This is a genomic window from Clostridium lapidicellarium (assembly GCF_041224415.1).
Lineage (GTDB): Bacteria > Bacillota > Clostridia > Clostridiales > Clostridiaceae > Clostridium_B > Clostridium_B lapidicellarium.
This window is the reverse complement of the sequence record NZ_JBGFFE010000002.1, coordinates 300,003-326,634: the sequence shown is the minus strand read 5'-3', so window position 1 is coordinate 326,634 and position 26,632 is coordinate 300,003. Positions and strand designations below refer to the sequence as shown.

At 32.7% G+C, this 26,632-nt stretch carries 31 protein-coding genes; 23 read left to right on the top strand and 8 right to left on the bottom strand.

Annotated elements, in window-relative coordinates; translation table 11 throughout:
- The first annotated feature begins 216 nt into the window (after nt 1-216).
- The 5 genes from AB8S09_RS03550 to AB8S09_RS03530 all read left to right on the top strand — a co-directional run bounded on the left by AB8S09_RS03550 (nt 217) and on the right by AB8S09_RS03530 (nt 4,926).
- Complete coding sequence (locus AB8S09_RS03550; RefSeq protein WP_294182263.1) at nt 217-1,011, top strand: flagellar motor protein; 795 nt, start codon at nt 217-219, stop codon at nt 1,009-1,011.
- Nucleotides 1,008-1,811: an OmpA/MotB family protein gene (locus AB8S09_RS03545; RefSeq protein ID WP_294182262.1), complete on the top strand. Its 804-nt coding sequence runs from the start codon at nt 1,008-1,010 to the stop codon at nt 1,809-1,811. The genes AB8S09_RS03550 and AB8S09_RS03545 overlap by 4 nt, the downstream gene beginning before the upstream one ends.
- Before the next feature lie 151 nt (nt 1,812-1,962).
- Complete coding sequence (locus tag AB8S09_RS03540; RefSeq protein WP_294182261.1) at nt 1,963-2,724, top strand: tRNA1(Val) (adenine(37)-N6)-methyltransferase; 762 nt, start codon at nt 1,963-1,965, stop codon at nt 2,722-2,724.
- Entirely contained in the window at nt 2,721-3,563 is an 843-nt protein-coding gene (gene rsmI / locus AB8S09_RS03535; RefSeq protein ID WP_294182260.1) for a 16S rRNA (cytidine(1402)-2'-O)-methyltransferase, read from the top strand. Before AB8S09_RS03540 ends, rsmI begins: the two co-directional genes overlap by 4 nt.
- A gap of 295 nt (nt 3,564-3,858) precedes the next feature.
- Nucleotides 3,859-4,926: a C40 family peptidase gene (locus tag AB8S09_RS03530; RefSeq protein WP_294182259.1), complete on the top strand. Its 1,068-nt coding sequence runs from the start codon at nt 3,859-3,861 to the stop codon at nt 4,924-4,926.
- Nucleotides 4,927-5,121: 195 nt separating this feature from the next.
- On the opposite strand, the gene AB8S09_RS03525 is transcribed toward AB8S09_RS03530, so the two are convergent.
- Nucleotides 5,122-5,367 carry an AbrB/MazE/SpoVT family DNA-binding domain-containing protein gene (locus AB8S09_RS03525; protein WP_294182258.1) on the bottom strand — a complete coding sequence of 82 codons (246 nt, stop codon included), beginning with the start codon at nt 5,365-5,367 and terminating at the stop codon, nt 5,122-5,124.
- Between the two features lie 374 nt (nt 5,368-5,741).
- On the opposite strand from AB8S09_RS03525, the gene AB8S09_RS03520 reads away from it, so the two are divergent.
- The gene (locus tag AB8S09_RS03520; protein WP_369868492.1) at nt 5,742-7,133 is read left to right on the top strand and encodes a tRNA nucleotidyltransferase/poly(A) polymerase-related protein; all 1,392 of its coding nucleotides are present in this window, start codon (nt 5,742-5,744) and stop codon (nt 7,131-7,133) included.
- 162 nt (nt 7,134-7,295) lie between these two features.
- Here AB8S09_RS03520 and AB8S09_RS03515 read toward each other — a convergent pair whose 3' ends face one another.
- The 3 genes from AB8S09_RS03515 to AB8S09_RS03505 form a co-directional block, all read right to left on the bottom strand.
- Nucleotides 7,296-7,949 (bottom strand): DUF1292 domain-containing protein, encoded by a 654-nt coding sequence (locus AB8S09_RS03515; RefSeq protein ID WP_294182256.1) that lies wholly within the window; start codon nt 7,947-7,949, stop codon nt 7,296-7,298.
- Between the two features lie 8 nt (nt 7,950-7,957).
- Nucleotides 7,958-8,608: a PspA/IM30 family protein gene (locus AB8S09_RS03510; protein WP_294182255.1), complete on the bottom strand. Its 651-nt coding sequence runs from the start codon at nt 8,606-8,608 to the stop codon at nt 7,958-7,960.
- 83 nt (nt 8,609-8,691) lie between these two features.
- Nucleotides 8,692-9,039, bottom strand: a complete 348-nt coding sequence (locus tag AB8S09_RS03505; RefSeq protein ID WP_369868491.1) for a hypothetical protein — start codon at nt 9,037-9,039, stop codon at nt 8,692-8,694.
- Nucleotides 9,040-9,560: 521 nt separating this feature from the next.
- Here AB8S09_RS03505 and AB8S09_RS03500 point away from each other — a divergent pair.
- Complete coding sequence (locus tag AB8S09_RS03500) at nt 9,561-10,148, top strand: DUF1836 domain-containing protein (RefSeq protein WP_369868500.1); 588 nt, start codon at nt 9,561-9,563, stop codon at nt 10,146-10,148.
- 22 nt (nt 10,149-10,170) lie between these two features.
- Here AB8S09_RS03500 and ispF read toward each other — a convergent pair whose 3' ends face one another.
- Together ispF and AB8S09_RS03490 are read right to left on the bottom strand one after the other, a co-directional pair.
- Nucleotides 10,171-10,653 (bottom strand): 2-C-methyl-D-erythritol 2,4-cyclodiphosphate synthase, encoded by a 483-nt coding sequence (ispF, locus tag AB8S09_RS03495; RefSeq protein ID WP_294182253.1) that lies wholly within the window; start codon nt 10,651-10,653, stop codon nt 10,171-10,173.
- Between the two features lie 93 nt (nt 10,654-10,746).
- Nucleotides 10,747-10,932 carry a hypothetical protein gene (locus tag AB8S09_RS03490; RefSeq protein WP_294182252.1) on the bottom strand — a complete coding sequence of 62 codons (186 nt, stop codon included), beginning with the start codon at nt 10,930-10,932 and terminating at the stop codon, nt 10,747-10,749.
- Nucleotides 10,933-11,421: 489 nt separating this feature from the next.
- Here AB8S09_RS03490 and AB8S09_RS03485 point away from each other — a divergent pair, with 489 nt between their 5' ends.
- Nucleotides 11,422-12,306: a polysaccharide deacetylase family protein gene (locus tag AB8S09_RS03485; protein ID WP_369868490.1), complete on the top strand. Its 885-nt coding sequence runs from the start codon at nt 11,422-11,424 to the stop codon at nt 12,304-12,306.
- A 36-nt stretch (nt 12,307-12,342) separates the two neighbouring features.
- Nucleotides 12,343-13,860, top strand: coding sequence for a glucosaminidase domain-containing protein (locus AB8S09_RS03480; RefSeq protein WP_369868489.1), 1,518 nt, complete (start codon nt 12,343-12,345; stop codon nt 13,858-13,860).
- 97 nt (nt 13,861-13,957) lie between these two features.
- Here the strand turns inward: AB8S09_RS03480 and AB8S09_RS03475 are convergent, their stop codons facing one another.
- Nucleotides 13,958-14,200, bottom strand: a complete 243-nt coding sequence (locus tag AB8S09_RS03475; RefSeq protein WP_294182249.1) for a metal-binding protein — start codon at nt 14,198-14,200, stop codon at nt 13,958-13,960.
- 140 nt (nt 14,201-14,340) lie between these two features.
- Here AB8S09_RS03475 and AB8S09_RS03470 point away from each other — a divergent pair, with 140 nt between their 5' ends.
- From AB8S09_RS03470 to AB8S09_RS03410, 14 genes are all read left to right on the top strand, one after another.
- Nucleotides 14,341-14,916, top strand: coding sequence for a nucleoside recognition domain-containing protein (locus tag AB8S09_RS03470; RefSeq protein WP_294182248.1), 576 nt, complete (start codon nt 14,341-14,343; stop codon nt 14,914-14,916).
- A gap of 31 nt (nt 14,917-14,947) precedes the next feature.
- Nucleotides 14,948-15,466, top strand: a complete 519-nt coding sequence (locus AB8S09_RS03465; protein ID WP_294182247.1) for a spore maturation protein — start codon at nt 14,948-14,950, stop codon at nt 15,464-15,466.
- A gap of 76 nt (nt 15,467-15,542) precedes the next feature.
- Entirely contained in the window at nt 15,543-16,118 is a 576-nt protein-coding gene (locus AB8S09_RS03460) for a uracil-DNA glycosylase (RefSeq protein WP_369868488.1), read from the top strand.
- Nucleotides 16,105-16,266: a hypothetical protein gene (locus AB8S09_RS15840; RefSeq protein ID WP_440132409.1), complete on the top strand. Its 162-nt coding sequence runs from the start codon at nt 16,105-16,107 to the stop codon at nt 16,264-16,266. The genes AB8S09_RS03460 and AB8S09_RS15840 overlap by 14 nt, the downstream gene beginning before the upstream one ends.
- 237 nt (nt 16,267-16,503) lie before the next feature.
- Nucleotides 16,504-18,441, top strand: a complete 1,938-nt coding sequence (gene metG / locus AB8S09_RS03455) for a methionine--tRNA ligase (RefSeq protein WP_369868487.1) — start codon at nt 16,504-16,506, stop codon at nt 18,439-18,441.
- A gap of 94 nt (nt 18,442-18,535) precedes the next feature.
- Nucleotides 18,536-19,306 carry a TatD family hydrolase gene (locus AB8S09_RS03450; protein WP_294182244.1) on the top strand — a complete coding sequence of 257 codons (771 nt, stop codon included), beginning with the start codon at nt 18,536-18,538 and terminating at the stop codon, nt 19,304-19,306.
- 263 nt (nt 19,307-19,569) lie between these two features.
- A complete protein-coding gene (locus AB8S09_RS03445; RefSeq protein WP_294182243.1) occupies nt 19,570-20,616 on the top strand; it encodes a resuscitation-promoting factor in 1,047 nt (348 codons plus the stop codon).
- 49 nt (nt 20,617-20,665) lie between these two features.
- Complete coding sequence (gene rnmV, locus AB8S09_RS03440; protein ID WP_369868486.1) at nt 20,666-21,211, top strand: ribonuclease M5; 546 nt, start codon at nt 20,666-20,668, stop codon at nt 21,209-21,211.
- Between the two features lie 11 nt (nt 21,212-21,222).
- The gene (gene rsmA, locus AB8S09_RS03435; RefSeq protein ID WP_294182241.1) at nt 21,223-22,059 is read left to right on the top strand and encodes a 16S rRNA (adenine(1518)-N(6)/adenine(1519)-N(6))-dimethyltransferase RsmA; all 837 of its coding nucleotides are present in this window, start codon (nt 21,223-21,225) and stop codon (nt 22,057-22,059) included.
- A 111-nt stretch (nt 22,060-22,170) separates the two neighbouring features.
- Nucleotides 22,171-23,409: a DUF7922 domain-containing protein gene (locus tag AB8S09_RS03430; protein ID WP_294182240.1), complete on the top strand. Its 1,239-nt coding sequence runs from the start codon at nt 22,171-22,173 to the stop codon at nt 23,407-23,409.
- An 18-nt stretch (nt 23,410-23,427) separates the two neighbouring features.
- Nucleotides 23,428-24,012, top strand: a complete 585-nt coding sequence (locus tag AB8S09_RS03425; RefSeq protein WP_294182239.1) for a PsbP-related protein — start codon at nt 23,428-23,430, stop codon at nt 24,010-24,012.
- 166 nt (nt 24,013-24,178) lie between these two features.
- Nucleotides 24,179-25,024, top strand: a complete 846-nt coding sequence (locus AB8S09_RS03420; RefSeq protein ID WP_294182238.1) for a YhfM domain-containing protein — start codon at nt 24,179-24,181, stop codon at nt 25,022-25,024.
- A gap of 82 nt (nt 25,025-25,106) precedes the next feature.
- Entirely contained in the window at nt 25,107-25,955 is an 849-nt protein-coding gene (locus AB8S09_RS03415; RefSeq protein ID WP_294182237.1) for an Mrp/NBP35 family ATP-binding protein, read from the top strand.
- 111 nt (nt 25,956-26,066) lie between these two features.
- Entirely contained in the window at nt 26,067-26,255 is a 189-nt protein-coding gene (locus AB8S09_RS03410) for a ferredoxin (protein WP_294182236.1), read from the top strand.
- Between the two features lie 77 nt (nt 26,256-26,332).
- Here AB8S09_RS03410 and AB8S09_RS03405 read toward each other — a convergent pair whose 3' ends face one another.
- Nucleotides 26,333-26,515 carry a hypothetical protein gene (locus AB8S09_RS03405; RefSeq protein WP_294182235.1) on the bottom strand — a complete coding sequence of 61 codons (183 nt, stop codon included), beginning with the start codon at nt 26,513-26,515 and terminating at the stop codon, nt 26,333-26,335.
- Nucleotides 26,516-26,632: the final 117 nt, after the last annotated feature.

Sequence of the window (26,632 nt, the reverse complement as noted above, 5' to 3'; positions counted from 1 at the left end):
TTTTAAATTGGACAAGTATCTGTATGGATTTAATTCTAGAGAGATAAAAAACCTGTGCCTGTAAGTGTTAAAAAATTAACCTGTATAAATGAAGTTTATATCTCCGAATAATTTGCATTAACGGTAAAGACTATTAAATTTTATACGAATATTTATATAGATGTAACAAGTGTAAACTAAAAGCCAGGATTAAATTAACTAGATGGAGGAGAAAAAATGGATATATCTGTTGTTATATTTTTGCTGTTTGGGTTATTTTCAGTAGTAGCTGGTTATATGCTGGAAGGTGGTCAGGCAACAGCACTTTTAGGAGCTACTGCGGCCATAATAGTTTTTGGTGGAACAATTGGTGCTACAGGTTTATCTTTCCCAATGGATATATTAAAAAGAATTCCTAAAATATTTAAAGTACTTTTTAATCCCAGGAAAACAGATTTGCCGGCTTTAATTTCATATTTTAAGGATGTATCCTATAAAACAAGGAAAAATGGTTTGTTGAGTTTGGAAGGCGAAGTTTCTAATGATCCTAATCTAGATCCCTTTATAAAAAAAGGTCTTCAACTTGTTGTAGATGGAGTAGATCCGCAAGCTGTCAGAAGTATATTGGAATTAGAACTAGATTCTATGTCAGAAAGACACAGAGAGGGTGCCGATATATTTGAAAGTGCAGGCGGTTATGCACCTACTATGGGTATTGTAGGTACTGTAATGGGGCTAGTGCACGTTTTGGGGAATTTGGAGGATACTTCTACATTAGGACCTAAAATAGCACTGGCATTTTTGGCTACATTATATGGTATTGGTTCCGCAAATCTTCTGTGGCTCCCCATAGGAAATAGATTAAAAGAAGCAGATGAGAAGGAAGTAAAGGAAAAGACACTTATTATTGAGGGTGTACTCTATATTCAGGAAGGAATAAATCCGAATACCATAGCGGAAAAATTGAAGAGCTTTTTGAATAAAGAAGAATTATTGAGATATGAAGAATTGGAAGGGAAGGCTCAAGTATGAGAAGGAGGAAAAAACCAAGCAAAAAACCAGAGGGGTTAAGATGGATGCTGACTTACTCTGATTTGATAACACTGCTTATGATATTTTTTATTGTTATGTATTCCATGAGTCAGGTGGATCAAAATAAATACAAACAGCTTTCCGAATCTTTGAGTGTAGCCATGGGAGGTGGAAAGACTATAATAGGTCAAGACAACAAACCCAGCATTAAGGATGATGTGAATAAAATAGACAGTCTGAATTCAGCTCAAGAAGAAAAAAAATTAGCGGAATTAAAATCACAAGTGGATAAATACCTTAAAGAAAACGGCATGAGCAGTGGTGTATCTACTACAATAACTGAAAGAGGTCTTGTAGTTAGCATGAATGATACTCTGTTGTTTGATACCGGGAAAGCGGGAATAAGACCTCAAGTTCAGCAAAAGCTTACTGACATGGGCAAGATTTTAAATCAATTGGGAAATTACATTAGGATAGAAGGACATACAGATAATGTGCCTATTAGTAACAGCGAATATTCTTCCAATTGGAAATTATCCTGTGACAGGGCGTCTAATGTTACTGAATTTCTTATAATGAAATCCGGTATTCCGCCCCAAAAGCTTTCGGCGGTTGGATATGGTGAATACAGGCCTATTGCTGATAATTCAAGTGAAGCTGGAAGAGCCAGAAATAGGAGAGTGGATATAATCATATTAAATAGTAAATTCAATGCAGTTGAAAATAATAGTTCAAACACACAATCTTCTAAAAGTCAGAGTAATGTGAAAAGCCAAAATGATATGCAAAATAGTAAATAGAGTGAAGTCGTTGTTCCCTGGAATATTTATCTGGGGATTTTTTGTGCTTAAATTCTTTTATCCAAATTTAATTGACAAGAATCTGTGTTTAAATCATAATTATAAATATTGAAGATGAATAATGAACCAGACTGGAAATGAGGTATTAAATTTGAAGAGTAATTTTTTAAGAAAAGGTGAAACCTTAGATGATCTACAATTAAAGGGTCTGCATTTGATTCAGAAAAAAGATGCTTTCAGGTTTGGGGTAGATGCCGTTTTACTGGCTAATTTTGCGAATATAAAGAAGAATGCGAGTGTGATTGATCTATGCAGCGGCAGCGGCATAGTTCCATTTATACTGGCTGGGAAAACTCCTGCTGGTAAAATAATCGGCATAGAGATACAAAAAGAAATGGTGGATATGGCCAATAGATCTGTAAAGTTAAATAACCTACAGGGAAAAGTAGAAATTTTTCATGGAGATTTAAGGGATCTGGAATATTTGAAAACCATGCCTGAATCTGATGTAGTCACAGTAAATCCGCCTTACAAATTGAGGAATTCTGGAATTATAAATTCAAAAAATGAAAATGCCATTGCCCGACATGAAATTTGTTGTGATCTGGAAGACGTTGTAAAGGCTGCCAAAGTCCTTTTAAAGGATAATGGTAAAATTTATATGATTCATAGACCTGACAGGTTTGCAGACATCATGTGTACAATGAGGAAGTATAAGATTGAGCCCAAGTTTATAAGGATGGTTTGCCCTAGTATATATAAAGCTCCCAACATGGTGCTTATAGAAGGCCAGAACAACGGAGGCCGTTTTTTAAAGTGGGGTGCATCTTTATATATACATGAACCGGATGGAAGTTATACGGATGAAATAGATAGAATATATGGAAGATCTGAGGAAAGGTATGGTGTATGATGGGAAAGTTATTTTTAGTTGCAACTCCTATAGGCAACTTGCAGGATATAACTTTGCGTGCCCTGGAAATCCTTAAGGGAGTGGATTTAATAGCTGCTGAAGATACAAGAAGAAGCTTGAAATTATTAAATCATTTTGATATAAAAAAACCGCTTGTCAGCTATCATAAATTCAATGAAAAGGAAAAATCTGTAGAATTGATTAAAAAATTAAAGAGTGGAGACAACATAGCTTTAGTAAGTGATGCGGGAACTCCTGGAATATCAGATCCAGGCAGTGTTATGATACATAATTGTATAGACTATGGAATAGATTTTGAAGTGATTCCTGGAGCTACAGCTGTTACTACAGCGCTGATCTATTCGGGACTGGATGCTTCAAAATTTATTTTTGAAGGTTTTTTACCTAGAGATGTTAAAAGTAAAAAGAATGTCTTAGAAGATATAGCTGAGAGAAGGGAAACTTTGATATTTTATGAAGCTCCCCACAGATTGTTAAGTACTTTAAAGCTGATGAGAAGTGTTTTGGGTGACAGGCATGCAGCTGTCTGCAGAGAACTTACCAAAATTCATGAAGAAGTGTTCAGAGCTTCTCTGGGAAAGATAGTAAATTATTACAAGAACAGAGAGATAAAAGGCGAATTTGTAATTGTAGTGGAAGGCAAGAGCAAAGAGGAAATTGCAGAGGAAAGAAAGAAAAAATGGATGAATTTGTCTATAGAAGAACATATAAAAATGTATATGGATAGGGGACTGAGTAAAAAAGATGCAGTGAAAAGGGTAGCCAAAGATAGAGATACTGTTAAATCTGACATATATATACATTCAATTAATTTGTAATATTTAAAAATAGATCCAAAATAGTGCAGATATTTATTGATATATTGTTAAAAATATTGCTTAAAAATAATTAAATTATTAATAAATCATGGGGTTTTATTAAAAAAATCTAATATTTTTAAGAAAAATTTATCATAAGCGTTGAGATGAACCATGGTTTAATGATATAATAAAGCTGTGCTGTTTTAAATTTAAAATTATACTCCAGAGAGTATCTTTTTAAATTTATTTAATTTGGCGCCCAAATTTATAATTTGGAAAAAATAAATTAATATTAAAATGGGAGGTAGATAAATTGAATAGAAAAACCTTATCTGTTGCTATGGCTTTAACATTAGCTTTGTCAACAGGGGCAAATGTTTTTGCGGCACCAAGTAATTCTGATTCATTAACTGAAGTTAAGCAGCAAAAACAAGATTTGGAGATTAAAGTTGAAAAATTAAATAATGATATAGGACAAGTTATGCAGCAAATTGACGATAACAAAAAAGATATTGACAATGTTACTGATAATATAAAAGCTACTCAATCAAATATAGAATCAACTGAAAAGAATCTAGAGAACCAACAGCAGTTGTTTAATAAAAGAGTAAAAGCTATGTACATAAATGGTTCCAACAGTTATTTAGGTGTAGTCCTAAATGCTAATAATTTAAATGATTTTTTATCTAGGTTAGATAATGTAAAAAAGGTAATGGGCTTTGACAAAAATGTCATATCGGGTTTAACGACTAAAAAAGAACAATTATCTGCTCAAAAACAAAATCTTGATCAAGAAAATGAAAAACTTTCGGTGTTAAAATCTGATAATGAAGAAAAATTGTCCAAGCTTAACAGTGATAAAGACAGCGAGAATACTTTGATAAAGTCTTTGGATGCTAAGGAGAAGGAACTTGCAGTAGCTGATACGGAAACTTCAAAAATGATTGCTTCAGCAGCAAATAATGTACAGGAAATTAGAAAGGCGGCACCGAGAATAACCGGTAGTATTTCGAGAGGCGGCAGTGAGACAGCGACATCAAATGCAGTAGTAGCATATGCCTCTAACTTTTTAAATGTGCCATATGTTTGGGGCGGGACTTCACCTTCAGGTTTCGATTGTTCGGGATTAGTTCAATATGTGTATGCACATTTTGGCATAGATCTTCCAAGAACTTCACAGGCACAGCAAAATGTTGGTGTGGCAGTTTCAAGGAGTGAACTCCAACCGGGCGACTTAGTGTTCTTCGGTTCACCTGCATATCATGTGGGAATATACGTGGGAAATGGATCTTTTATCAATGCACCTAAAACTGGTGATGTTGTGAAAATAGCAAGTCTGGATAATAGATCGGATTTCACAGGTGGAAGAAGAGTTATGTAACAACATAAAATATTATATTATAATTTAGACATATTTGTTAAATAGAAAAATATACATACATAGTTAAATAAGGGTGGAATTTTGCCTAATTTAGCTATGTCTTTTTTTGTATTTGTGGATATGTGTGATAGGTATTTCAAAATTAAAAAAGCTGATGTGAAAGTTTCATATCAGCTTTTTTAATAAATATTAATACTATTTACCTTGTCGGAGTTCGTTTAAACATTTCTTACAAATATTTTTGCCTTTGTAGTTTATTACATCTCTTGCATCACCACAAAAAATACATGCTGGTTCATATTTCTTCAATATAATTTGTTCACCATCAACATATATTTCTAAGGCATCCTTTTCAGCAATGTCTAAAGTTCTTCTCAATTCTATAGGGATTACAATTCTTCCCAGCTCGTCCACTCTTCGAACAACACCTGTAGATTTCATTTATGCTCTCCTCCTTTAATTCCATAATTCGACATAACTACAATTAAATAATAGCAAAAATTACATTAAAAGTCAACATTATTTCATAAAATATTTTACAAATTTCTTATGAAATTCCATCTAAAGTTAATATACTACCCAAGTATATAAAAGTCAATAACAACTGAGGTACATAAAATGATGGTTGATCTTGTAGAAAAGGTTAAATACATGGGGCTAGCTGCAAAAAAAAATAAAATAAAATTATAGCTAATATTTATGAATAAAATAGTAATTAAATGGATAATTGAATATTATGTGTCGAAATTATATTTTATATATTTTATTGATATTATAAGATAAACTATTTTATGTGGTAAAATAATAAAGAGTAGGTGGTTGATTTGAATTATTTGAAAAAATTTATTTATGATTTGAGAAATATAGCAAATGACATGGAACTGGAAATTTATTTAGTAGGCGGGTATGTGAGAGATAAATTGATGAGTGCACAGGCGGAACCTGAAGATGCAGATTTTGTGATTAAGGGAAATATTCATAAGTTCATGACAGAAATGAGTAAAATAGATTATAAATTTTTCCCTATAAAGGAAGATGCAGGGATATACAGATGCATCTTAGACAAAAATACAATAGACATATCATCTATGAAAGGTAATTCTATTGAAGAGGATTTGGGGACTAGAGATTTTACTATAAATGCCATAGCTATGAGAGTCATCAATGATAAGATATTTGACCCGTTTTACGGTAGGAGGGCATTAAAAAGCAGGATACTCAAGAGTGTAAATGAGAAGAGTTTAGAGAAAGATCCTGTTCGAATATTGAGAGGAATAAGGTTTTATATAAAGTGCGGTATGCATTTTAATCTGGAAACGGAAAAACAAATTGAAAAGATATCAAATAAGGTAATGGAAGCACCTAAAGAAAGAATATTTAGGGAGCTAATGTGGATAATAAAGGAAGATCAATCGGGGTCGGCTTTTGAAATTATGGATGATTACGGGATATTAAAAAATATTATGCCCTATATAGATGAATTGAAGACTATAGGAAAATGTAAATATCATGTAGAAGATGTGTTTACCCATATGAATTTGACATATGGGGTATTTAAGGATATTTTAAAAGGCAAAATGAATTTGAAAGGTTTGGATTTAAGTGTATTTGAAGTTAAAATAGGAGAATTTGAGCTCAGCGAATATCTGGGCTTAGCTTGTTTTATGCATGATATAGGCAAATATGAAGCTTATAAGAAAGAAAACAATAAAATAAGCTTTCATGGACATGATATAAAGGGAGCTGAGATATGTAAAAATTTTTGTAATAATTTGAAATTCCCTAAAAAGGCAGAAAACTATATTGAAAATATAGTTAGGGGGCATATGTATCCACTGGGACTTTTTAAAAATGGTTCTTTAAATAATAGAAAAGCTGTTTATAAATTCTTTTATCGCTATGATGGTTATGTTATTGGAATACTTGTTACTGCATTTTGTGATAATTATGCTACCAGGATGAATTTGGATAGAGAAAACGAAAAGGAAAGATTTAAAGCTTTTATCGAGCGTATGCTAAAGGAATATAAGTTATACTGCGAGATAAGGGAAAATAGATTTTTAAATGGAAAAGATGTTATGAAAATTCTGGGTAAAAGAGGTCCGGTTATTAAAGATATACTCGAGGATATCAACAAACTTAGATATCTAGGGAGGATAAATAGCCGTGAAGAGGCAATTGATTACTTAAAATCACAGTCATTTTAGAGTATATTGAATATATATTAACAATAGAAGTTATCCACAACGTGGATAACTTCATATTAATTTGCTGTAAGTATAACAATATCGGCATGTAACTTATCCACAGAAAATGTGCATAAAATTGCGATTTCTGTGGACAAGTATTTGAACTTGCAGCTTTTTAGGTTATTTATCTACACTTTGGAAGGTAGAAACTATAAAATCAAATTCCTGAGCATCTTTAATTTCTCCATAACTGTCCTCTGAAATTCCGGGATAATAATAAAGAATGAATTTTTCCTTGGATTTTATGTTTTCAATTATAATATATTTTCTGTCCAATTTTACGTCCTGGAGAGTGGCTAGGACAGTATATCTGTTATTTTTACCAGTTCTGTTGTTTAGAAGGTTGATTGAAAAATCATCATGTTTTGTAACGTTGATTTTTTCTCTGTCACAATATGTTATATTTGAGCTGCTTTTGCATCCAAGACAGCTGTCAAATTTACAATTGGCCGTACAATTCAAACATTCACAATTGGAACATTTTTCAAGCTGCGATAGAGATTCCGAGTGATCATTTTTATAGGACTCTAATAGAAAAATATATCTATCCTCCTTTGATTTTCTAAAAAATTTTTTTGTATTGAGTTCGCTTTCTGCGGATTCTAGCAGTTCCATATATTTTTTTAAAGTTGTTATTTTAGCGGAATATTTTCGCCTAGCTAAAATTTCTTTATCTATAAAGGGGGAAACATTATCTATGGCGAAACTTATATCTACAAATATTTTTCCATATTTATCCTTCTCAAGCTCTATAGATTTACGAATTTTGTCCATAGTATCACCTAATTTTGCTTGTATTTTTTTAGTTCTTCGTCAAGATCAACTTCATCAAGTTTCTCGAATTCTTTATCTAAATCATTTTCTTCCTTTAAATCGCCCAACCCTTCTGCTAAAGCTTCTTTCTTTTGAATTTTTCTTTCAATATCATCTAAATTTATTTTGTTATTTCCGGTATCTACATTAGCCATTATTTCATTTACTTTTTTACTGGCCTCAGCATTATTGAATCTTGCAGCAGCTTCATCTCTGTATACTCTGGTCTTGTGAATTTCCTCTTCCAGCTCCTTTAATTTGATTTTTACTGATTCAGCTTTTTCACAGGCATCTTTATGACTTGCTTCAAGAGATTTATAGCTTTTATCAGCTTCCAGCTTTCTTGCCAGGGCCTTTTTGGCCAGCTCTTCATTTCCTTTTTTTAAAGCAAGTTTTACTTTACTGTCAAATTCAGCGGATATCCTTTTTGATTCTTCTATCTTTTTTTCTATTTCATGAACATTTCCCAATATTTGAGCTGAAGATAATTTGGCTTTATTTAGGCTGTCATCCATGTCTCTCAATTTCTGATCCAGCAATTCAATAGGGTTTTCAATTTCATCTAAAGTACCGTTTACCTTTGACCTGAAAATATTTGATATTCTTTTTAACACGCTCATAAAAAATCCTCCTTAATTAAATTATCTTTTCCTTTTGAATTTATTTATTCTGTTTATGATAAATATTATTATTAGTATTAATATTACGAATTTAGTAAAACCCCAGAAAAAACTTGCCAGTAAGCTGCTGGTTCCGTAGTAACCGCTGCCGTATCCCCATGGTATGGGAATTGGTATGGGAAGAAAAGATCTTCTGCTTTCGTTGTTATAGTTTTTATCAGGCTGAGAAGTGCTTCTGTTGGCTTTATCGTTGCTAGACTTTGAAGAAGAATTAGGTGTATTGGAAAAACTTCCTGATTTAAAATCTCCACTAGAGCTGTTACCACTGGAGCTTTTATGGAAAGTAGACTTAGGTGTAGAAAAACTTCCTGATTTAAAATTGCCTCCGGAAGATTTTGTGTGTGAGATAAAACTTCCAGAACTATGCCCATGTACACTGAAATGTGAACCTTTGGCATAAGCAATGCTATAAGTATTGCCTGCAGGAAAATTACTTGATTGAATGTTAAAAATACCTGTTGACAGAAATAAAAAAGTAAGTACTATTGATATAATAAAAAATTTTTTATTGTTTTTGATTTTAGCCACCCCCTTAAAGCTCTCAGCTTTTCTTTATGGTAACATAATACTCTTTTGACGGCTAGTATATAATCTTTAATTTAAAGCAATTATTTGTACAATAGTCGGAAGTTTTTAATGATCAGAAGCTTTTTATATTATTTATTATATAGTATTAAATAACTTATAACAAGTATTAAATTAACTTATTTTAAGTAATTTAAGACTATTTAATTATAAAAATATTATATTTTTATATATTTTATGAATCTTTAGTTTGTAAAGATTATTTATATGCCATATAATATTAGTATCAAGTGATTTTTAGTTCGAGCAAAATTGGGTTATCATGTTATTGGGAGGTTGTAAAGAATTGGGCGGACAGAGTTTTGAAATGAAGTATATAGATAAAGTGGCAAAAAACATATCAAATAATACAATAATTCCTTATGAGGATTTACCTAGATATGATTTATTTTTGTCTCAGGTTATAGATTATCTTAATGATAAATTCGAAGGAGAAAATTATACAAATAATATAGTACAAAATTATATAAAAAATGAAGTTATATCTAAGCTGGAGGATGGGAAGAAAAGGGGATATACGAAAGTTCATCTGACTCAGCTTATTTTATTAAGTTATATGAGACCAATACTTACTACGGAAGAGATAAAAAAAGTGTTTGGATTGGCTTTTAATGAAATAAATAATGGAGAAGACGATATAATATCATGGGAAGATGCATATAAAATATTTTCAGATCTCCAAAAAAACAGTATTAAAGATTTAATGGAAAAAGAAAACTTTAATGAAGAAAAATTTCAAAGCATAGTTGAGGATATGCATTTGAATATTAAAGGAAAAGAAGAAGAGAGAATAATGGTTTTCTTCGTAGTTATGTCTTTGATATGTCAGGCAAGTGCAATTAAAAAATTAGTTCAAAATATAGTCAATAATTATGAAGTCAAGGAAGATAAATAGGAATTAATATTCCTATTTATCTTCAACTAGAGTGATCTTTGTTTAAAAGGCATATGCTTTGGGCGGCAATGCCTTTTCCCTTGCCTGTAAATCCCAAACCTTCTTCAGTAGTAGCTTTTATATTTATCATGGATATGTCTATCTCTAAGGTTTTAGCTATGTTTTTTCTCATGTGATCTATGTAGGGAGATAATTTTGGCCTTTCAGCTATTATGATGGAATCTATGTTTTCTATGACATAGTGGTTAGTTTTGATTAGATTTAATACTTTAGATAATAATTCAAGACTAGATATATCTTTGTATTTTTTATCTTGATCTGGAAAATGTCTGCCAATATCTCCCAAACAGGAAGCTCCCAATAAACTGTCCATTATTGCATGGATCAATACATCAGCATCGGAATGACCAAGCAATCCCTTGAAAAAAGGAATAGTCACCCCACCTAATATGAGAGCTCTGTTATAAACCAATTTGTGGACATCATATCCAAGTCCGATTTTCATATTTAACCCTCCTATAATAAACTTGATTTAAATAAAAGTTAGTTTAATGTGATTTTATCACATAAATAATAAAAAGGTGCATCTATAGGCACCTTAAGATATATCTTTGAAATAATATATAATTTTTTTATTGTCTTTGTCTTTTGTTTTATTTGTTTCAGGGGCCTTATTTGTAAAACTAAACAATTTTGATAAAAATAATTTTATTGAAGATAAAAATGATGTCTTCTTTTTCTTATTGTTTTTTGAAAAATTTACTTTGATAACGTTATCTTTCATAAATCAACCCCACCTTTCTTTAAAAAGTTTTTCTTACTTTTATAATATCATAAAAATGAAAAGGTGTTAAGAAAAAAGAGATAAAAAACTAAGAAGATAATGGATCCCCTTAGTTTTGTGAGATATAAAGGTATATTTTTGTAGTAGGAAATGTTAATTTATAGTTCTTGTAATTTATGAGCTTTGTAGTTGCATGGATGATAATAGTATATGATAAATCATTTGATTTGGTTACTGCAGTTTTGAAAATATACACATCTTGTCCACAAAATTGTGTATAATGTGTATAAATAATGGATTATTTATGATATAATGGTATAAATTTCATTTAAATATGATCTTGAAATTAAATAATAACAGGTTATAAACAGAATATTTGTGTATAATGTGCATAAATCAAGTAATCCTGTAAATTTTGGTTTAATAATTTTATGTATTATAATTAAATCAATGGGATGTATAGAATTAACATGTAAGGAAAGTGAAAATATGGTTCATAAAAAATTTTTGATTATAATAACTTTAATACTTTTTGCTGCTGCTGCAATTTGCGGTATTTTGAGCTATAAAGGGGGAATCGGCAATAGAATAAATCCAGAAAATAGTAATAGTGAAGAAAAAAATATAAATAAAAAGAACAACCAGAACTCATTGAAAGACAGGACATTTACAGGTAAGAATTTAAAATATAATAACCAGTCAGTTCCGGTGCTGTATTATCATTCTATAGAATATGAAAAGGGGAATGAACTGAGACTTCCAAAGGAAAAATTTAGGGAACAGATGAAATTTTTAAAAGAAAATGGATACACTACACTTACTATGAATGAGTTGTATGATTTTCTAGCTCATGACAAACCTGTACCAGATAAGTCAGTGGTTATCACCTTTGACGATGGATACAGGGATAATTATGAAAATGCTTTCCCAATATTAAAAGAATTTGGCTTTAAAGCTACTATTTTTATAATAACAAGTACGATAGATAAAGAGGAGGATTTTCTCACTTCAAATCAATTGAAAGAAATGGAAAGGTATGGAATAGATATTGAAAGTCATACGGTAAATCATGATAAATTGGACAGATTATCCTATGATAAACAGTTATATACATTGAAGAATTCTAAAGAATTTTTGGAAAAATTATTGAACAGGAAAATATATTATTTTGCGTATCCCTATGGAGAATGGAATGAAAATACTATAAAAGCTTTAAAAAATGCCGGATACAAGATGGCTTTTACTACGGAGTCAGGATGGGCTAATAAAAATAAGGGACTGTATCGACTAAATAGAGTTTATGTGAGTGCAAATCATAGCATGGCCGAATTTGAAAGGCGCCTTGCCAATGAAAAATATGATATTTCAGAGTGAGTTAATGTTATTTATATGATTATGGAGGTGTAACAATTGGACAAAAACAAAAAAATAAGGATATTTGCCCTAGGAGTATTTTTTACATTTACAATTTTAATATTTCAATTTAAGATGGTGCTGGCACAATCTCCGTTGGAAACTCCCAAAGTGGATGTAAATACGAATAAAGAATGGGTTGTTAGATTTAGTAGGAATCTGGAACCGAGTACCGTAAATAATTCCAACATATATGTTACTGATGAAGATAAGAATCCGGTTCCTGTAGAAGTGACTTTGGGAAGCAATCCCAATACTGTATTAATAAGTCCGAAAACAGGTGGCTATGAGCCGGGAAAAGAGTATTATTTAATTATAAACGATGCTGTGGAATCAACTTCAGGTAAAAAATTAAATAAGCCTCTAACATTGCAGTTTACTACGGCTAATGCTTATTCTGATGGAACTGATTACCAGTACCTTCCAAATATAAGCTCTGATAATTTTGAATACATGCCTCTTTTATCGTCTCAAAAGCAGGAATTTTTTATAAACTGCAGTAGTGGGACAAGTGTTCAATACAGAATATTTGTGAATGCACAAGATGATCCGGATGGATCTTATACAGAACTTACCAATGGCTATACCAGTGAAGAAAATGGCAAAATAATTTCTTCGAAGACATTGAGTTCGGGGACTAATGGAGAGAAGTATAAAGTTATTATCTATGTAAAAAGAGATGGAGCTGTGGGGATACATAGGGATGCCAACACAGACTATGATAATTATTATATAGATTATTTCAGATGTGTAGATGACGTGGATGTAAATCCCGATGACTATTTGGCATATAATGTGTCTTTAGATGATATAGTTAAATCTCAAGTTGATTTGAAAGGTAATAGTACACCTGTATTTGTGGCTGCAAATATAATGGACAATACTGCTTCGAGAAATCAAATAAAGTATTATGTAAATCCGAATAATTTTTTAGATAGTTATGGAAAATATCAATTTTTAAAACTTACATATACAGAGGGAACTGAAGTAGATAACTTAAATGATTTTTTAAAAGGGAAGGGAATTTTTGAAGGTATGGGACAATCTTTTTTAAATGCGGCTAAAGCCAATAATATAAATGCAGCCTATTTAGTATCACATGCCCTGCTTGAAACTGGAAACGGTACTTCGCAGCTTGCAAGTGGAGGTGCTAGAAACAGTGCGGGAAATTATATTTATGGAACACCTGTGTATAATTTTTTTGGAATAGGAGCAGGAGGTAAGGATCCCATAAGAGGTGGAACGGATACAGCTTATAGAAATGGATGGTCTACTCCGGAAAAGGCTATAGAAGGGGGAGCGAGCTGGCTGGCATCTCAATATATAAACAACCCTTCGTATAATCAAGATACACTTTATAAAATGAGATGGAATCCTGCTAATTCGGGGCAGCACCAATATGCTACGGATATAGCTTGGGCTTATAAACAGATACCTAATATAATGAAATCAATACAGGATGTATCATCAAATTCTGCTAATTTAAAATTTGAGATACCCAAATTAAAAGAATAATAGACAAAATATAAAATATGAAAGAAGAAATGCTGTAAAATTGCTTTTTAAAACAATTTTACAGCATTTCTTCTTTTCGCTTCTGAAAAATATTTGATTAATTCAGTATTCCCCTTATATTTTTTAAATCTTTGTCTTCTATGAAAGGAGCGCAAAATTGAAATGTTTTTTCATGACCGCATTCTGAACAAATGCAATCACATATATCGTAAGGGATTCCATTGATTACAGCTACATCAGAATCTCTGGATATGTAGTCCCCGCCGCATATTTCACAGGGGGTATCATTTATAATAGTGTATTCACTTTCAATGTATTTCATTATATCTTTAATGGTCATTGGAAAACCTCCAGTAAAAAATTATCACAGTATAAATTTAACACTCCTAAAAAGTATTTTCAATAGAGAATAGGCTTATATGTATAGAACCTAACATATATTAAAATATAATACCTATTGTAAATTAGAGGTGGATTATTTTGATCAACATTATATGGTTTTTTATCTTGTGCTTTGGAATATGTTTCGGGATATTGGGCGGAAGGGGAGAAGAGATATCCAAATCCATTATTTCGTCTTCTGATTCAACAGTAAAACTTGTTATAAGTCTGGCTGGGATAATGTGTCTATGGTGCGGTGTTATGAAAATAGCGGAGAAAAGCGGACTTACAAATAAGATAGCTAGAGTAATGAAACCAGTTTTGAAAATATTATTTAAAAAAGCTGCAGGGGATGAAAAGGCCATAGGGGCGATAGTTATGAATCTTACTGCAAATATGATGGGATTGTCTAATGCAGCTACACCTTTTGGTATAAAGGCCATGGAGGAACTTAAACGGTTAAATGGTAAGACAGATGAGGCGAGTGACGATATGTCTTTATTTCTGGTACTGAATGCAGCCTGTATACAATTTATACCCACTACAGTTATTTCCATAAGGGCAGCTGTGGGATCGAAAAATCCCGGAGAGACAATAATTCCAGGTATAATAGCAACTGCAATAGCAGCTGTGGTTGGAATAATATGCTGTAAAATAATGGAGAAATATTTTTGACTGGAATTTTAAATAGAGAGGAGAGAATAAGTTGAATTATATGATAAAATCTATAATTCCTATAATAGTATTTATCGTGGTTACATATGGAATATTTAAAAGAGTCAAAGTGTATGAATGTTTTGTAGAGGGTGCCAAAGAGGGTATTGGTATATGTATAAAAATATTCCCGTATCTGCTGGCTATGATAATAGCAGTTGGAGTATTTAGAGAATCCAAGGCACTTGATTATTTTATAGCACTTGTAAGGCCTGTAGTTGAAATCATAGGCCTTCCTCCAGAGGTGGTGCCCCTGGTACTTGTAAAGCCATTGTCGGGAAGTGGGGCTCTTGGTATATTTGCTGAAACTCTAAGTAAATTTGGCCCGGATAGCTATATAGGCAGGGTGTCATCTATAATAATGGGTTCTACGGAAACCATATTTTATACACTGACAGTTTATTTCGGTGCTGTTGGAATAAAAAAGATAAGACATACTCTTTGGGCAGCTATAATGGCGGACATGTCTGCTATTATAGCTGCGGTTGTAGTAACTAGGATTATGTTTTAATAAGTATTTCTATAAAGCCTTATTAGTTGTATAATATTATTATAATTGATAAATACAGTTTGGAGTGAGAATTAAATTGCTTAGATGGAAGGAACTATATGAAGAATGTGTAAATTGCCATAAATGTAAATTGGGCGATAACAGAACTAATATGGTTTTTGGAGATGGCAATCCCGGAGGAAAAATCATGTTTATAGGAGAGGCACCTGGTGCGGATGAGGATAGAACTGGTCTGCCTTTTGTTGGAAGAGCTGGCCAGCTTTTGACGAGAACTCTCGAATCCATAGGGCTGTATAGGAAAAATGACTATTACATATGCAATATCTGTAAATGCAGGCCGGAAAATAATAGGACGCCTTATACACAAGAGGAGGAAGCTTGCATTCCGTATTTGAGAAATCAGGTGGCACTGGTAAAACCTAAAATAATTGTCTGCCTTGGGGCTACTGCAATGAATTGTATATTGGGAAAAGATTGGAGAATTACAAGAGATAGAGGAAAATGGGTGGAGAGAAAAGGGTTTTATATGACTGCCACTTTTCATCCTTCTGCAATTCTTAGAGATGAGAATAAAAAAGCTCCATTTTGGGAAGACTTGAAGGACATAAAGAAAAAATATGATGATTTTCGGAACCAGAATGTTGACAGTTAAAAATATATGGAATATTATATTGTTAAATGCAGTGAAGGAAAGAGTAATAAGTCAATTTTATGCAAAGAGAATCGACAATTTGGTGGAAGCCGGTGATAAAATAGCTTATGAATATGGCTCTGGAGCAGGTTATTTGAAATGGCAGTAAAGTAACACGGCGGCAGCCGTTATAGAGCAGGGTAATGATAGTTTTGATTTTCAAGCAGGATCAAGATATTTTTTGAGTTACCTGGTGAGGTTTTTATTGTGAGATAAAAATAAAATAGAGTGGTAAAGTGTATGCAGCGCCTCTATATGGAGAAATTTTCTTCATATAGAGGCTTTTTTAAGTTTGTATATTTTGTCAAAACATATTATAAAATCAGGAGAAGAAGGAGAGAAAAATATGACTAAAAAAACTTATTATATCACTACACCCATTTATTATCCGTCTGCAAATCTTCATATAGGGAATACTTACACTACTGTGGCGGCAGATGCCCTGGCCAGATTTAAGAGACTTACTGGATATGATGTAATGCTTTTGACAGGTACTGACGAGCATGGCCAGAAGATTCAAAGACTGGCAGAGGCAAAGGGAGTTAGTCCCAAAGAATATGTGGATAAAATAGTAGCTGGTATTAAGGAACTTTGGAAGATGATGAATATAAGCTATGATAAATTTATAAGGACTACGGAAGATTATCATGTAAAGGCAGTTCAAAAAATATTTAAAAGGCTGTATGATCAAGGGGATATATATAAAGGAAGGTATGAGGGCTGGTATTGTACTCCCTGCGAATCTTTTTGGACTGAAACTCAGCTGGTAGATGGAAAATGTCCTGACTGCGGAAGGCCTGTTGAAAGAACAAGCGAGGAAGCTTACTTTTTTAGAATGTCAAAATATGCTCCCAGACTTATAGAATATATCGAATCACATCCGGATTTTATACAGCCGGAATCCAGAAAAAATGAAATGATAAATAATTTTTTGAAGCCGGGTCTGCAGGATCTCTGTGTTTCAAGGACATCTTTTGATTGGGGTATACCTGTGACTTTCGACAGGAAACATGTCATATATGTGTGGATAGATGCACTGGCAAATTATATAACCGCACTTGGTTACGGCAGCGAAAATCAGGAATTATATAAAAAATACTGGCCGGCCGACTTGCATTTGGTGGGCAAGGATATATTGAGATTTCACACCATTTATTGGCCTATAATACTTATGGCTCTGGGGGAACCTATTCCCAAGAAAGTATTTGGGCACGGATGGCTTCTGGTCAATGGAGGTAAAATGTCCAAATCCAAGGGAAATGTGGTGGATCCCGTGGTTTTAGTAAATAATTTTGGTACGGATGCTGTCAGATATTATCTCCTAAGAGAAATACCATTTGGCTCAGATGGGCTGTTCAACAATGAAATATTTATAAGGAGGATCAATTCGGATTTAGCCAATGATCTGGGTAATCTTTTGTCCAGAACTTGTACTATGATAGAAAAGTATTTTAATGGAATAATACCTGTGCCGTCGGGAAGGGAAGATGATGTTGACGGTAGACTTATAGATATAGCATTGAACACACCTAAAAAGGTAGAGAAAAACATGGATAATCTTAGAATACCAGAAGCATTGGACAGTATATGGGAACTTATAGGTGCGACTAATAAATATATAGATGATACGACACCATGGGTACTGGCTAAGGATGCTGGCAGGGAAAGAAGGCTGGGGACCGTACTTTATAACCTTTCGGAATCTTTGAGGATAATTGCAATATGTATCTCACCGTATCTTCCTGAAACCAGTGAGGAGATGTATAAACAACTTAATGTGGATATTACGTCGTGGGATAGTACAGCTTCTTTTGACGGAACTAAGGCGGGAACCAAAATAAACAAGGGTAGTGCTCTGTTTCCGAGAATAGATTTGGATAAAAAATTGAAGGAGCTGGATGAGTTAAAAAAACATCAGAGTTCTGCAAATGCATCCAAAGTGAAAATTCGCAAAAAGGAAATAGGTATAGATGATTTCGAAAAGCTTGATCTCAGAGTGGCCAAAGTATTGAAATGTGAGGCTATAGAAGGTTCAAACAAATTACTTAAATTTCAATTGGATTTAGGAAAGGAAAAAAGGCAGGTAATTTCGGGTATAGCAAAATACTATAGTCCTGAAGAACTTGTCGGGAAATATGTAGTAATAGTGGCAAATTTAAAGCCCATAAAATTAAAGGGTGAAATTTCTCAGGGGATGATATTGTCTGCGGCTTCAGAAGATGACAGCAAATTATGTACAGTTTCAATATCAGGGAAACTTCCTCCAGGCAGTACAATAAGCTAAAAATATGTAAAATACTATCAAAAAGTATATTTTTGATAGTATTTTGTTATAATTAAAATTAAAATGTATACTTGTAATTAGGAGGAATGTAATTATGACAGTGGATATTTTTGACGCACATGCACATTATGATGATGAACAATTTGACGGGGATAGGGAAAAAATCATAGGAGAGCTGAAAGACGGGAATATTGTGGGTGTACTAAATTGTGGTTCTTCCATGGAGGGTTCCAGAAATTCTGTTGAATTGGCTAAAAAGCATGATATATTTTATGCAGCTGTAGGCATACATCCGGAATATGCAGATAAATTTGACAATAATACAGTAATAGAATTGAAAGAACTTGTAAAAAACAAAAAGGTAAAGGCCATAGGAGAGATAGGACTTGATTACTATTGCAGGGAAAACCCACCGAGAAGTGTACAGAAATCCACGTTCATAAAGCAGATGGAATTAGCACAAGAGCTCAATTTACCTGTGATTATACATGATAGGGAAGCTCATAAAGACACTTTCGATGTAATAAAACAGTTTAAGGATGTTGTTGGTGAGATCCATTGTTTTTCGGGAAGTGTTGAATTTGCAAGAGAATGTTTAAAGCTGGGGTATTATATAGGATTTACAGGAGTGGTGACTTTTAAGAATGCGAAAAAAGCTGTGGATGTGGCAAGAGAGATACCGCTTAATAGAATTTTAGTGGAAACTGACTGTCCCTATATGACACCGGTTCCTTTTAGGGGCAGAAGAAACAGATCCGAGTATATCAGGTTTATTATGGATAAAATTGCAGAGATAAAAAATATGGATGTAAAAGAGATAAGCAAAATAACAATTTCCAATACAAAACACTTGCTTAATTTGTAATAATAGTGTAAAATAAAAAAGAGGTGTTAACATTTTTTACTTAAATTGCATATTTTAGTAATTAAATTTATAGTTATAACATAGTCTATATAAAAACCACCTAAAAATAATGTAAACTGTGATTCAAATGGGAATTATTTTTTATTGCAATCATAAATAAGTATTTTATTTATAAATTTTATGCATAGGATGCATTTGTATTTTGAAGAACAGTTTTATACAGGGTAATGAATATTGTACTTTTGCCCAGAGGAGGTATTTTTATGGTGGAGAAGTTTGGAACTTGCTTGAAGAAATATTTTCCCCGTGGTCCTAAAATAGAAATGGAATTTGTTATATCTATAAGTTTAGTCATTTTAACCTTAGTGATGTTTAACATGAGAAAAACGGTGACAATTTCGGTAGATGGTAAAAATATAAAAGCTGTTACACTTGGTCACAGCTATAGAAAGGTTTTGGCCAGCAATGGAATTAAGATAGGGCCAAGGGATAAGGTAGTACCTAGTCTAGACAGCAAAGTTAAGGATAAAAGCAAGCTGACGATTAAGAGAGCTGTAAGGGTTGAAGTAGAAGTTGATGGAAAAAAATTAAGCACGGAGTCAGCAGAAGATAGTGTTGAAAAATTATTAAAAAGTGAAAATATTAGAATTTCTAATCTGGATAGGGTATATCCATCCAGAGAACATGCCATTTTAAGAGGCATGAAAATAGTGGTGACTAGGGTTCAGATTAAAGACTTGAAAGAAAGCAGAGCCATAAAGTATGAAACAGTTTTAAAAAATGATGCACAGATTAAATACGGCGATAAAAAACTTTTACAAGAAGGACAAAATGGTGAAAAAGAGATTGTAACTAGAGTGACATATGAAAATGGAAAAGAAGTTTCAAGAAAGACAATGAGAGAAATTGTAAAAAAAGAACCCGTGAAAAAAGTAGTGGCCGTAGGTACATTGACTGGCAATACTCTTTCTAGAGGAGAAAGTATTGATTATGCCAGATCCGTTAAAATGAAGGCTACTGCATATACTGCAGATTATCAAAGTACAGGCAAGAGGCCTGGAGATCCAGCATTTGGTATAACTGCTTCGGGAACTGTAGCGAGGAGAGATACTGAAAAATATAGTTCCATAGCGGTTGATCCTAGAGTAATACCACTTGGCACAAAGCTTTATGTGGAAGGCTATGGTTATGCCGTAGCGGAAGATACAGGAGGAGCCATTAAAGGCAATAGAGTCGATTTGTTTTTCAATTCAAACTCGGAAGCCAGCAATTGGGGTGTGAAGTGGGTTGATGTCTATGTAATTGGGTAGGAGCAGATGCTCCTTTTTTTCTTTGAATAACATACAGAGGAGGAAGCTTATGATTAAAGAAGTTATAGTAGTTGAAGGAAAGGATGATGTAAGAGCGGTTAAAAGGGCTGTAGATGCAGAACTCATAGCTGTAGGGGGATTTGGAATAAATGAAACGATCATAGATAGGATAAGAGAAGCCCAGAAAAGGCAGGGGGTTATAGTTTTTACCGATCCAGATTTTGCAGGGGAGAAAATAAGAAAAATTATTTCAAGAAGAGTCCGGGGAATAAAGCATGCATATATATCTCAGGAAGATGGGATAAAAAATGGCAATGTAGGGGTTGAAAATGCACTTCCGGAAACTATAATAAGCGCTTTGAAAAATGCAAAATGTGAGTTGAAGAAAAAGAGAAGTGAATTTGATATAAACGATATGATATTTTGGGGACTTACAGGAGAGTTAAATTCTAAGAAAAAAAGAGATAGGCTGGGGAAAGAACTGGGTATAGGATATTGCAATACTTCTCAGTTTTTATTTAGGTTAAATAATTACGGAATAAAAAGAGAAGAATTGAAGATGGCTGTTGATAAAATTAATGAGAGGGATAAGTAGGGTGGGACAATATGGATAATTTATCTACAGAGGATATAGTGAAGAAATATGGTTTTAGATTTTCAAAGTCACTGGGCCAAAATTTTTTGACAAATACCTCAGTACTGCAGGATATAATAAGCGGTGCGGAAATAAATAAAAAAGATGTGGTTATAGAAATAGGCCCGGGAATTGGAACTTTGACACGGGAACTTTTAAAAGCTGCAAAAATGGTGATTGCCATTGAAATTGACAATGATTTAATTCCTATTTTGAAAGAAGAACTAAAGATGTTTGATAATTTTCAGTTAATACATGAAGATGTACTGAAAGTGGATTTTTTCAATATAACAAACGGTACAGATAGTGTAAAAATTGTGGCAAATCTACCATACTATCTTACAACACCTGTTATTACAAAACTGTTGAATAAACACTATAATTTTAAAACTTTTACTGTGATGATACAAAAAGAAGTGGGAGAGAGAATCGCGGCAAAACCTAATTGTAAGGAATATGGTGCATTGTCCGTACTTGTTCAATATTACTGTGATGTCGAGGTTATAGGGAAAGTGAAACCTTCTTCGTTTATACCCAGGCCTAAAGTGGATTCAATAGTCATAAAATTAATTAAATTACATATTCCCAGAGTTAGGGTCAAAGATGAAAAATTATTTTTTAAGGTTGTTAGATGTGCTTTCAACATGAGAAGGAAAACTCTTCGAAATGCTGTAAAAGTTTTAAATATATCCCCGAAAAATATGGAGGAAGCCTTTAAAGAGTCCGGAATTGACCCTAAAAGGAGAGGGGAGACATTATCACTGCAGGAATTTGGCAGATTATCTGACTGTATATATGAGATATGCTAAAAATTATGAATGTTAAGATGTGATTTTTGTATAGAAGTTAAAACTATTTGTTCACTTTTTGAAAGTTACTTCATATATTATAATGAATATAATATATGGAGGTATAGGAAATTGGCACAAAAAAAGAGTTATAGTAGATATTTTATAATATTACAAGAAGATGAAAAAGGATACTCTTTGGCTTCTGATAAAATTGCTTCAGGGTATGCAAAATTGGAGATGAAAAATGACAAGTGCAAAATATCCTATTATGTACAAAATTTAAAAAAAGAAAAAACACCCTATTATATGATACTTATATGTAATAAAAGAGATATGAAAAATATAATTAAAATAGGTGAAATGAACATAGATGATTATGGAAGAGCAGATGTGTGTTATGAATATCCTATAGATGATGTGGCCGGCAGCGGAATATCCATGGATAGAGTGTCAGGGGCTGCCATAGTCAGAATATTAGATAATAACATAATATCTGTAATGAGCGGGTTTGCAAGTACTGAAATACCGAAATGGAAAGATTTTGCTATTATAGAAAACAGAAAAGAAAGTCCGGAAGGAGAAGAAGACAATAAGGTTGAAGAGCTGGATAATGGCGGTGCATCCGAGGTTGACAGCAAGAGCATATTTGACAAATACGAAGAGAGTATAGAAAAGGTTAAAAAAGATGAAGAAGATATGGAAAAGAATCATGTGGATGAAGAAGACAAAGGTAAAAAAATTCCTGAAAGTGGGGAAATTCCGGAAGAAGATAATAAAAGGACTGCTGAAGATTCTTTGGAATCAAAAATTAAAAAAGATCTGGAAGTTGGGAATGAAGGAGACAGTCCCATATATGTAGATAATTCTGTAACTGAGTCCTATAAAGAGGCTGAGTTAAAAAGACACAAATGTAAAAAGGCAAAGGGAATAAGCCAGCCTGGAAATTATCCTCAGGGACCGGAAGGGGATTTTTTTAATAACTTGATGAATGGATTCAAGGAAACTAAAAGTATATGTAATGAACTGAAAAGGTGCAGATGGTATAAGATACCGGTTAATTCCATGGAAGATATGTATAATATGAATGATTACAATAAATATGCCTTAATATATTATCCTATGATGAGCTATTATCCTTATATAAAGAAACACTGTCATTATTTGTCAGGGTACAAATGTGATAAAAAAGGGAGAGTAAAATATTTGATATATGGGATTCTAGGTACGAAAGATAAAAGAGATCAGCCTTATGGTGGTAAATCTGGGTTTGTTACGTGGGTGTCTTTAAGAGATAAAGACAAAATAGGATATTGGCTGATGTTTTATGATTTTAAAACAAATACAGTTGTAATACCTGTGAAGAAATAATATCAGGATATTATGTTTATGAAAATAGTATCTGTGGACAGAAGAAAACTTGGAGTTATAATAATTGTAGTAGGACTTATGGTGATTCTCTTTGGAGTTGAGAAGAATTTTGATACGAAGTTGAAACATACAGCTTTGATGCAAAACGATATAAAATCACTGACTCAATATAGCGGGCTGAATGATAAATTGAGATATAAATTACCTTCCAATTGGAATTGTAAAGTACAGGATATGTCAGGAGATGAAATAATATACCACAGTGATTTCAAAAGCACTGATGGTAAAATACACGGCTTTGTTCAAGTGTGGAATCTACAGGGGAATTTAAAATTGTTTCTACAAAATAGTAAAATTGTATCTGAAAAACAGAATTTATATGAAAGTTACAATATAGGTGACGTCGATGTAAATGGCAAAGATGGTTATCTGGTTAAATATACTATTGTTAAGGAGAATGGAGACAGTTATAGATGTATGGAGTATTTTATAGCAGAGGGAAAGCAATTTTGCAGATTCTCTTTTTTTGTAAAAGATATGGATTTTAAAGAAAACATGCCCACTGTGTTTGAAACTATTGTGAAAAATTTAGAATATAAATAATAAGGATATCTGTTGTATCCCTTTCAGGTTTAATTGCATGAAAGGGGATTTTTTTGTCGCAAATATGTTATAATGTTCATAGATTTTTTTACAGTAGAAAGCAGGTAAGTCCTTAATGTTTACCTGCTATAAAATTGATAATATTTTTTAATTGCAGGTGAGTAAATTGCAGCATAACACTAGAAGGGGATTAAGTGTATTTTTAGTATTGATTATTTTAACGGTGGCTGTTTTGTCTGCTGGATGTGATGAATTGGATAGACTTAAGGTTAAAACCGGCTTGAAGAATTCAGATTTTGAATACATAAGGGAAGAGAGAGTTGATAAAATAGTTATTCAGAATATGAGAGATCAGGGATTCAAATTTGTGGTTACTGATCAAAATGCGATTAAAGATCTATATGATATATTGTCTTCAGGCAAGAAAGTATCGAAAAAATCTTCACTGCAGCCAGACTATGTTTTTGAAATATATGAGGGAAATAATAAGGTACATAGATTTAAATATGTAGCCGGTCTTGATAAAAAAGATGGGGGGAACCTCTATAGTAATAATCAAATATATATCATATCTAAGAGAATAGATAGTGATATAATTAACAATTTCTGGAACATAAGAATGCCGCCAAATAATTTCAAGCAAGTTTATTATGGATCGATTATGAAGGCTTTAGATGAGTATTTTCAAGGTAAAAATAAAAATGAAAAGATAGGAATAAATTTTAAAGACGATATAGATGGAGCTAGATTTATATTGTCTACGGAAGTAGAGGAATTTAAGTCGGATTTAAACGATAAGTATAAAAACGCCGGCATTGGAAACAATGACAAGGATAAATACGATGTGTGGGTTACTATAAAAACTGAGGGATATAAGTCTACACTGTATAAAGCGACTATTACATTCTGGAATAGGAAAGATAAAAGTGAAAAAATATATTATGCATATGACAATTATAATGGTGCTGGATGGGATATAGAAGTTTATAAAAATAAACCCGGGAGTTTTTAAAAAGCTTTTTTGTTTTAATAATAGTGCTATTGTGAAAGAGATGGTTGAGGGCAATTTGTTTCTATAATTAAGGAGGGGAAAAATGAGTAATTGTGATAATTGTTCAATTAAGACGGCATGCAGAAGTAAAGATCAAGGTGAATGTAATTTTTTATTACCGAAATATGGCAAAATAAAACATATAATAAGTGTTATGAGTGGAAAAGGAGGAGTGGGAAAATCAACAGTTACAGGTATACTGGCTGTAAAATTGAGAAGTGCAGGTTATAAAGTGGGAGTACTTGACGGTGATATAACAGGACCATCCATGCCGAGATTTTTTGGAATAAATGATGAAAGGGCAGATATAGTTCCAATTGATGGGGAGCAGCAGGTAAAATTTTTACCTGTAGAAACTTCTATGGGAATAAAAGTTATATCCTTAAATCTTTTGACAGAAAGGGAAGAACAGCCTGTTATCTGGAGAGGACCTATGATAGTAGGCGTACTAAAACAAATGTATTCTGATACCGATTGGGGAGATTTAGACTATCTCCTTGTAGATATGCCGCCTGGAACAGGAGATGTAGCTCTTACTATAATGCAGGAATTTCCACTGCAGGGAATAGTTATAGTATCTACTCCTCAGGATATGGTATCGATGATAGTAAAAAAAGTAGTTATAATGGCCGAAAAAATTGGCGTAGATATCATAGGTGTAGTGGAAAATATGTCTTATATTAGGTGCAGCAGCTGTGGAAAAAAGATAAAGCTGTTTAGCAAAAAATCTGCAGAGGAACAGGCTCGATATCTTGGCTTAAAACTATTGGGGGAAATGCCTGTAAATTCTGGACTGGTGGAGAGCATGGAAAGTGGAAGGGCGGAAAGTTACATAAAAAGCTTGCCTGATTATGATGATCTATTGAATAATTTTATAACTTTGTTGAAATGATTTGAAGGCAGATATAATAAATTGATTTTGTGGGAACAATACTAGTGAAAATATTTTATTATTAAATTATAAAAAAGAGGTGAACATCCTGTTATTTAACAGGAGTATATTATGAAAGCAGTAGTTGATAAAGATGTATGTGTAGGATGTGGATTATGTCCAAGTACATGTCCTGAAGTATTTAAAATGGATGATGATGGGAAGGCAGTTGCAATTACCGGTGAAGTACCAGAAGAAGTTCAGGATTCAGCAAAAGAGGCAGAGGAAAATTGTCCGGTTTCTGCTATAACTGTGGAATAAAGAGTGAATTATAATTAAATGTTGAATCTGGTAGGGAGTGCTGCAGGAATAATTTTCAGCACTCCTTTTAAGATGTTCTAAAGAAAAAAAGTATTTTTAAGTTTGTCATTTAACGTAAATGGAAGGCTTGGGTTTACATTTATTGTATCTCCTATTTTTATATTAGGAGGTAGCCGGGAAATGTTTGTGTAAGCTGTGGCTCCATCTTTGAAACTTATTAGTGCTTCTGCAGCATTTAAATCTATTATTTTACCAATCATATAAAGTCCTCCTAAAAACTAAGCTTTTATTAGTTTTATCATTATTTTGATTCTTATTCTTGAAATTTGAAAATTGATTTTTAAAATATGCTATAGTATAATAAATCGAGTGGATAC

What these genes read in the sequence shown, in the direction of transcription:
- AB8S09_RS03550 (WP_294182263.1), top strand. Translation starts at nt 217, where the DNA reads ATGGATATATCTGTTGTTATATTTTTGCTGTTTGGGTTATTTTCAGTA.
- AB8S09_RS03545 (WP_294182262.1), top strand. Translation starts at nt 1,008, where the DNA reads ATGAGAAGGAGGAAAAAACCAAGCAAAAAACCAGAGGGGTTAAGATGG.
- rsmI (WP_294182260.1), top strand. Translation starts at nt 2,721, where the DNA reads ATGATGGGAAAGTTATTTTTAGTTGCAACTCCTATAGGCAACTTGCAG.
- AB8S09_RS03525 (WP_294182258.1), bottom strand. Translation starts at nt 5,367, where the DNA reads ATGAAATCTACAGGTGTTGTTCGAAGAGTGGACGAGCTGGGAAGAATT.
- AB8S09_RS03515 (WP_294182256.1), bottom strand. Translation starts at nt 7,949, where the DNA reads ATGGACAAAATTCGTAAATCTATAGAGCTTGAGAAGGATAAATATGGA.
- AB8S09_RS03510 (WP_294182255.1), bottom strand. Translation starts at nt 8,608, where the DNA reads ATGAGCGTGTTAAAAAGAATATCAAATATTTTCAGGTCAAAGGTAAAC.
- AB8S09_RS03505 (WP_369868491.1), bottom strand. Translation starts at nt 9,039, where the DNA reads ATGGGCATAGTTCTGGAAGTTTTATCTCACACACAAAATCTTCCGGAG.
- AB8S09_RS03500 (WP_369868500.1), top strand. Translation starts at nt 9,561, where the DNA reads ATGAAGTATATAGATAAAGTGGCAAAAAACATATCAAATAATACAATA.
- ispF (WP_294182253.1), bottom strand. Translation starts at nt 10,653, where the DNA reads ATGAAAATCGGACTTGGATATGATGTCCACAAATTGGTTTATAACAGA.
- AB8S09_RS03490 (WP_294182252.1), bottom strand. Translation starts at nt 10,932, where the DNA reads ATGAAAGATAACGTTATCAAAGTAAATTTTTCAAAAAACAATAAGAAA.
- AB8S09_RS03485 (WP_369868490.1), top strand. Translation starts at nt 11,422, where the DNA reads ATGGTTCATAAAAAATTTTTGATTATAATAACTTTAATACTTTTTGCT.
- AB8S09_RS03475 (WP_294182249.1), bottom strand. Translation starts at nt 14,200, where the DNA reads ATGACCATTAAAGATATAATGAAATACATTGAAAGTGAATACACTATT.
- AB8S09_RS15840 (WP_440132409.1), top strand. Translation starts at nt 16,105, where the DNA reads ATGTTGACAGTTAAAAATATATGGAATATTATATTGTTAAATGCAGTG.
- metG (WP_369868487.1), top strand. Translation starts at nt 16,504, where the DNA reads ATGACTAAAAAAACTTATTATATCACTACACCCATTTATTATCCGTCT.
- AB8S09_RS03450 (WP_294182244.1), top strand. Translation starts at nt 18,536, where the DNA reads ATGACAGTGGATATTTTTGACGCACATGCACATTATGATGATGAACAA.
- AB8S09_RS03445 (WP_294182243.1), top strand. Translation starts at nt 19,570, where the DNA reads ATGGTGGAGAAGTTTGGAACTTGCTTGAAGAAATATTTTCCCCGTGGT.
- rnmV (WP_369868486.1), top strand. Translation starts at nt 20,666, where the DNA reads ATGATTAAAGAAGTTATAGTAGTTGAAGGAAAGGATGATGTAAGAGCG.
- rsmA (WP_294182241.1), top strand. Translation starts at nt 21,223, where the DNA reads ATGGATAATTTATCTACAGAGGATATAGTGAAGAAATATGGTTTTAGA.
- AB8S09_RS03425 (WP_294182239.1), top strand. Translation starts at nt 23,428, where the DNA reads ATGAAAATAGTATCTGTGGACAGAAGAAAACTTGGAGTTATAATAATT.
- AB8S09_RS03415 (WP_294182237.1), top strand. Translation starts at nt 25,107, where the DNA reads ATGAGTAATTGTGATAATTGTTCAATTAAGACGGCATGCAGAAGTAAA.
- AB8S09_RS03410 (WP_294182236.1), top strand. Translation starts at nt 26,067, where the DNA reads ATGAAAGCAGTAGTTGATAAAGATGTATGTGTAGGATGTGGATTATGT.
- AB8S09_RS03405 (WP_294182235.1), bottom strand. Translation starts at nt 26,515, where the DNA reads ATGATTGGTAAAATAATAGATTTAAATGCTGCAGAAGCACTAATAAGT.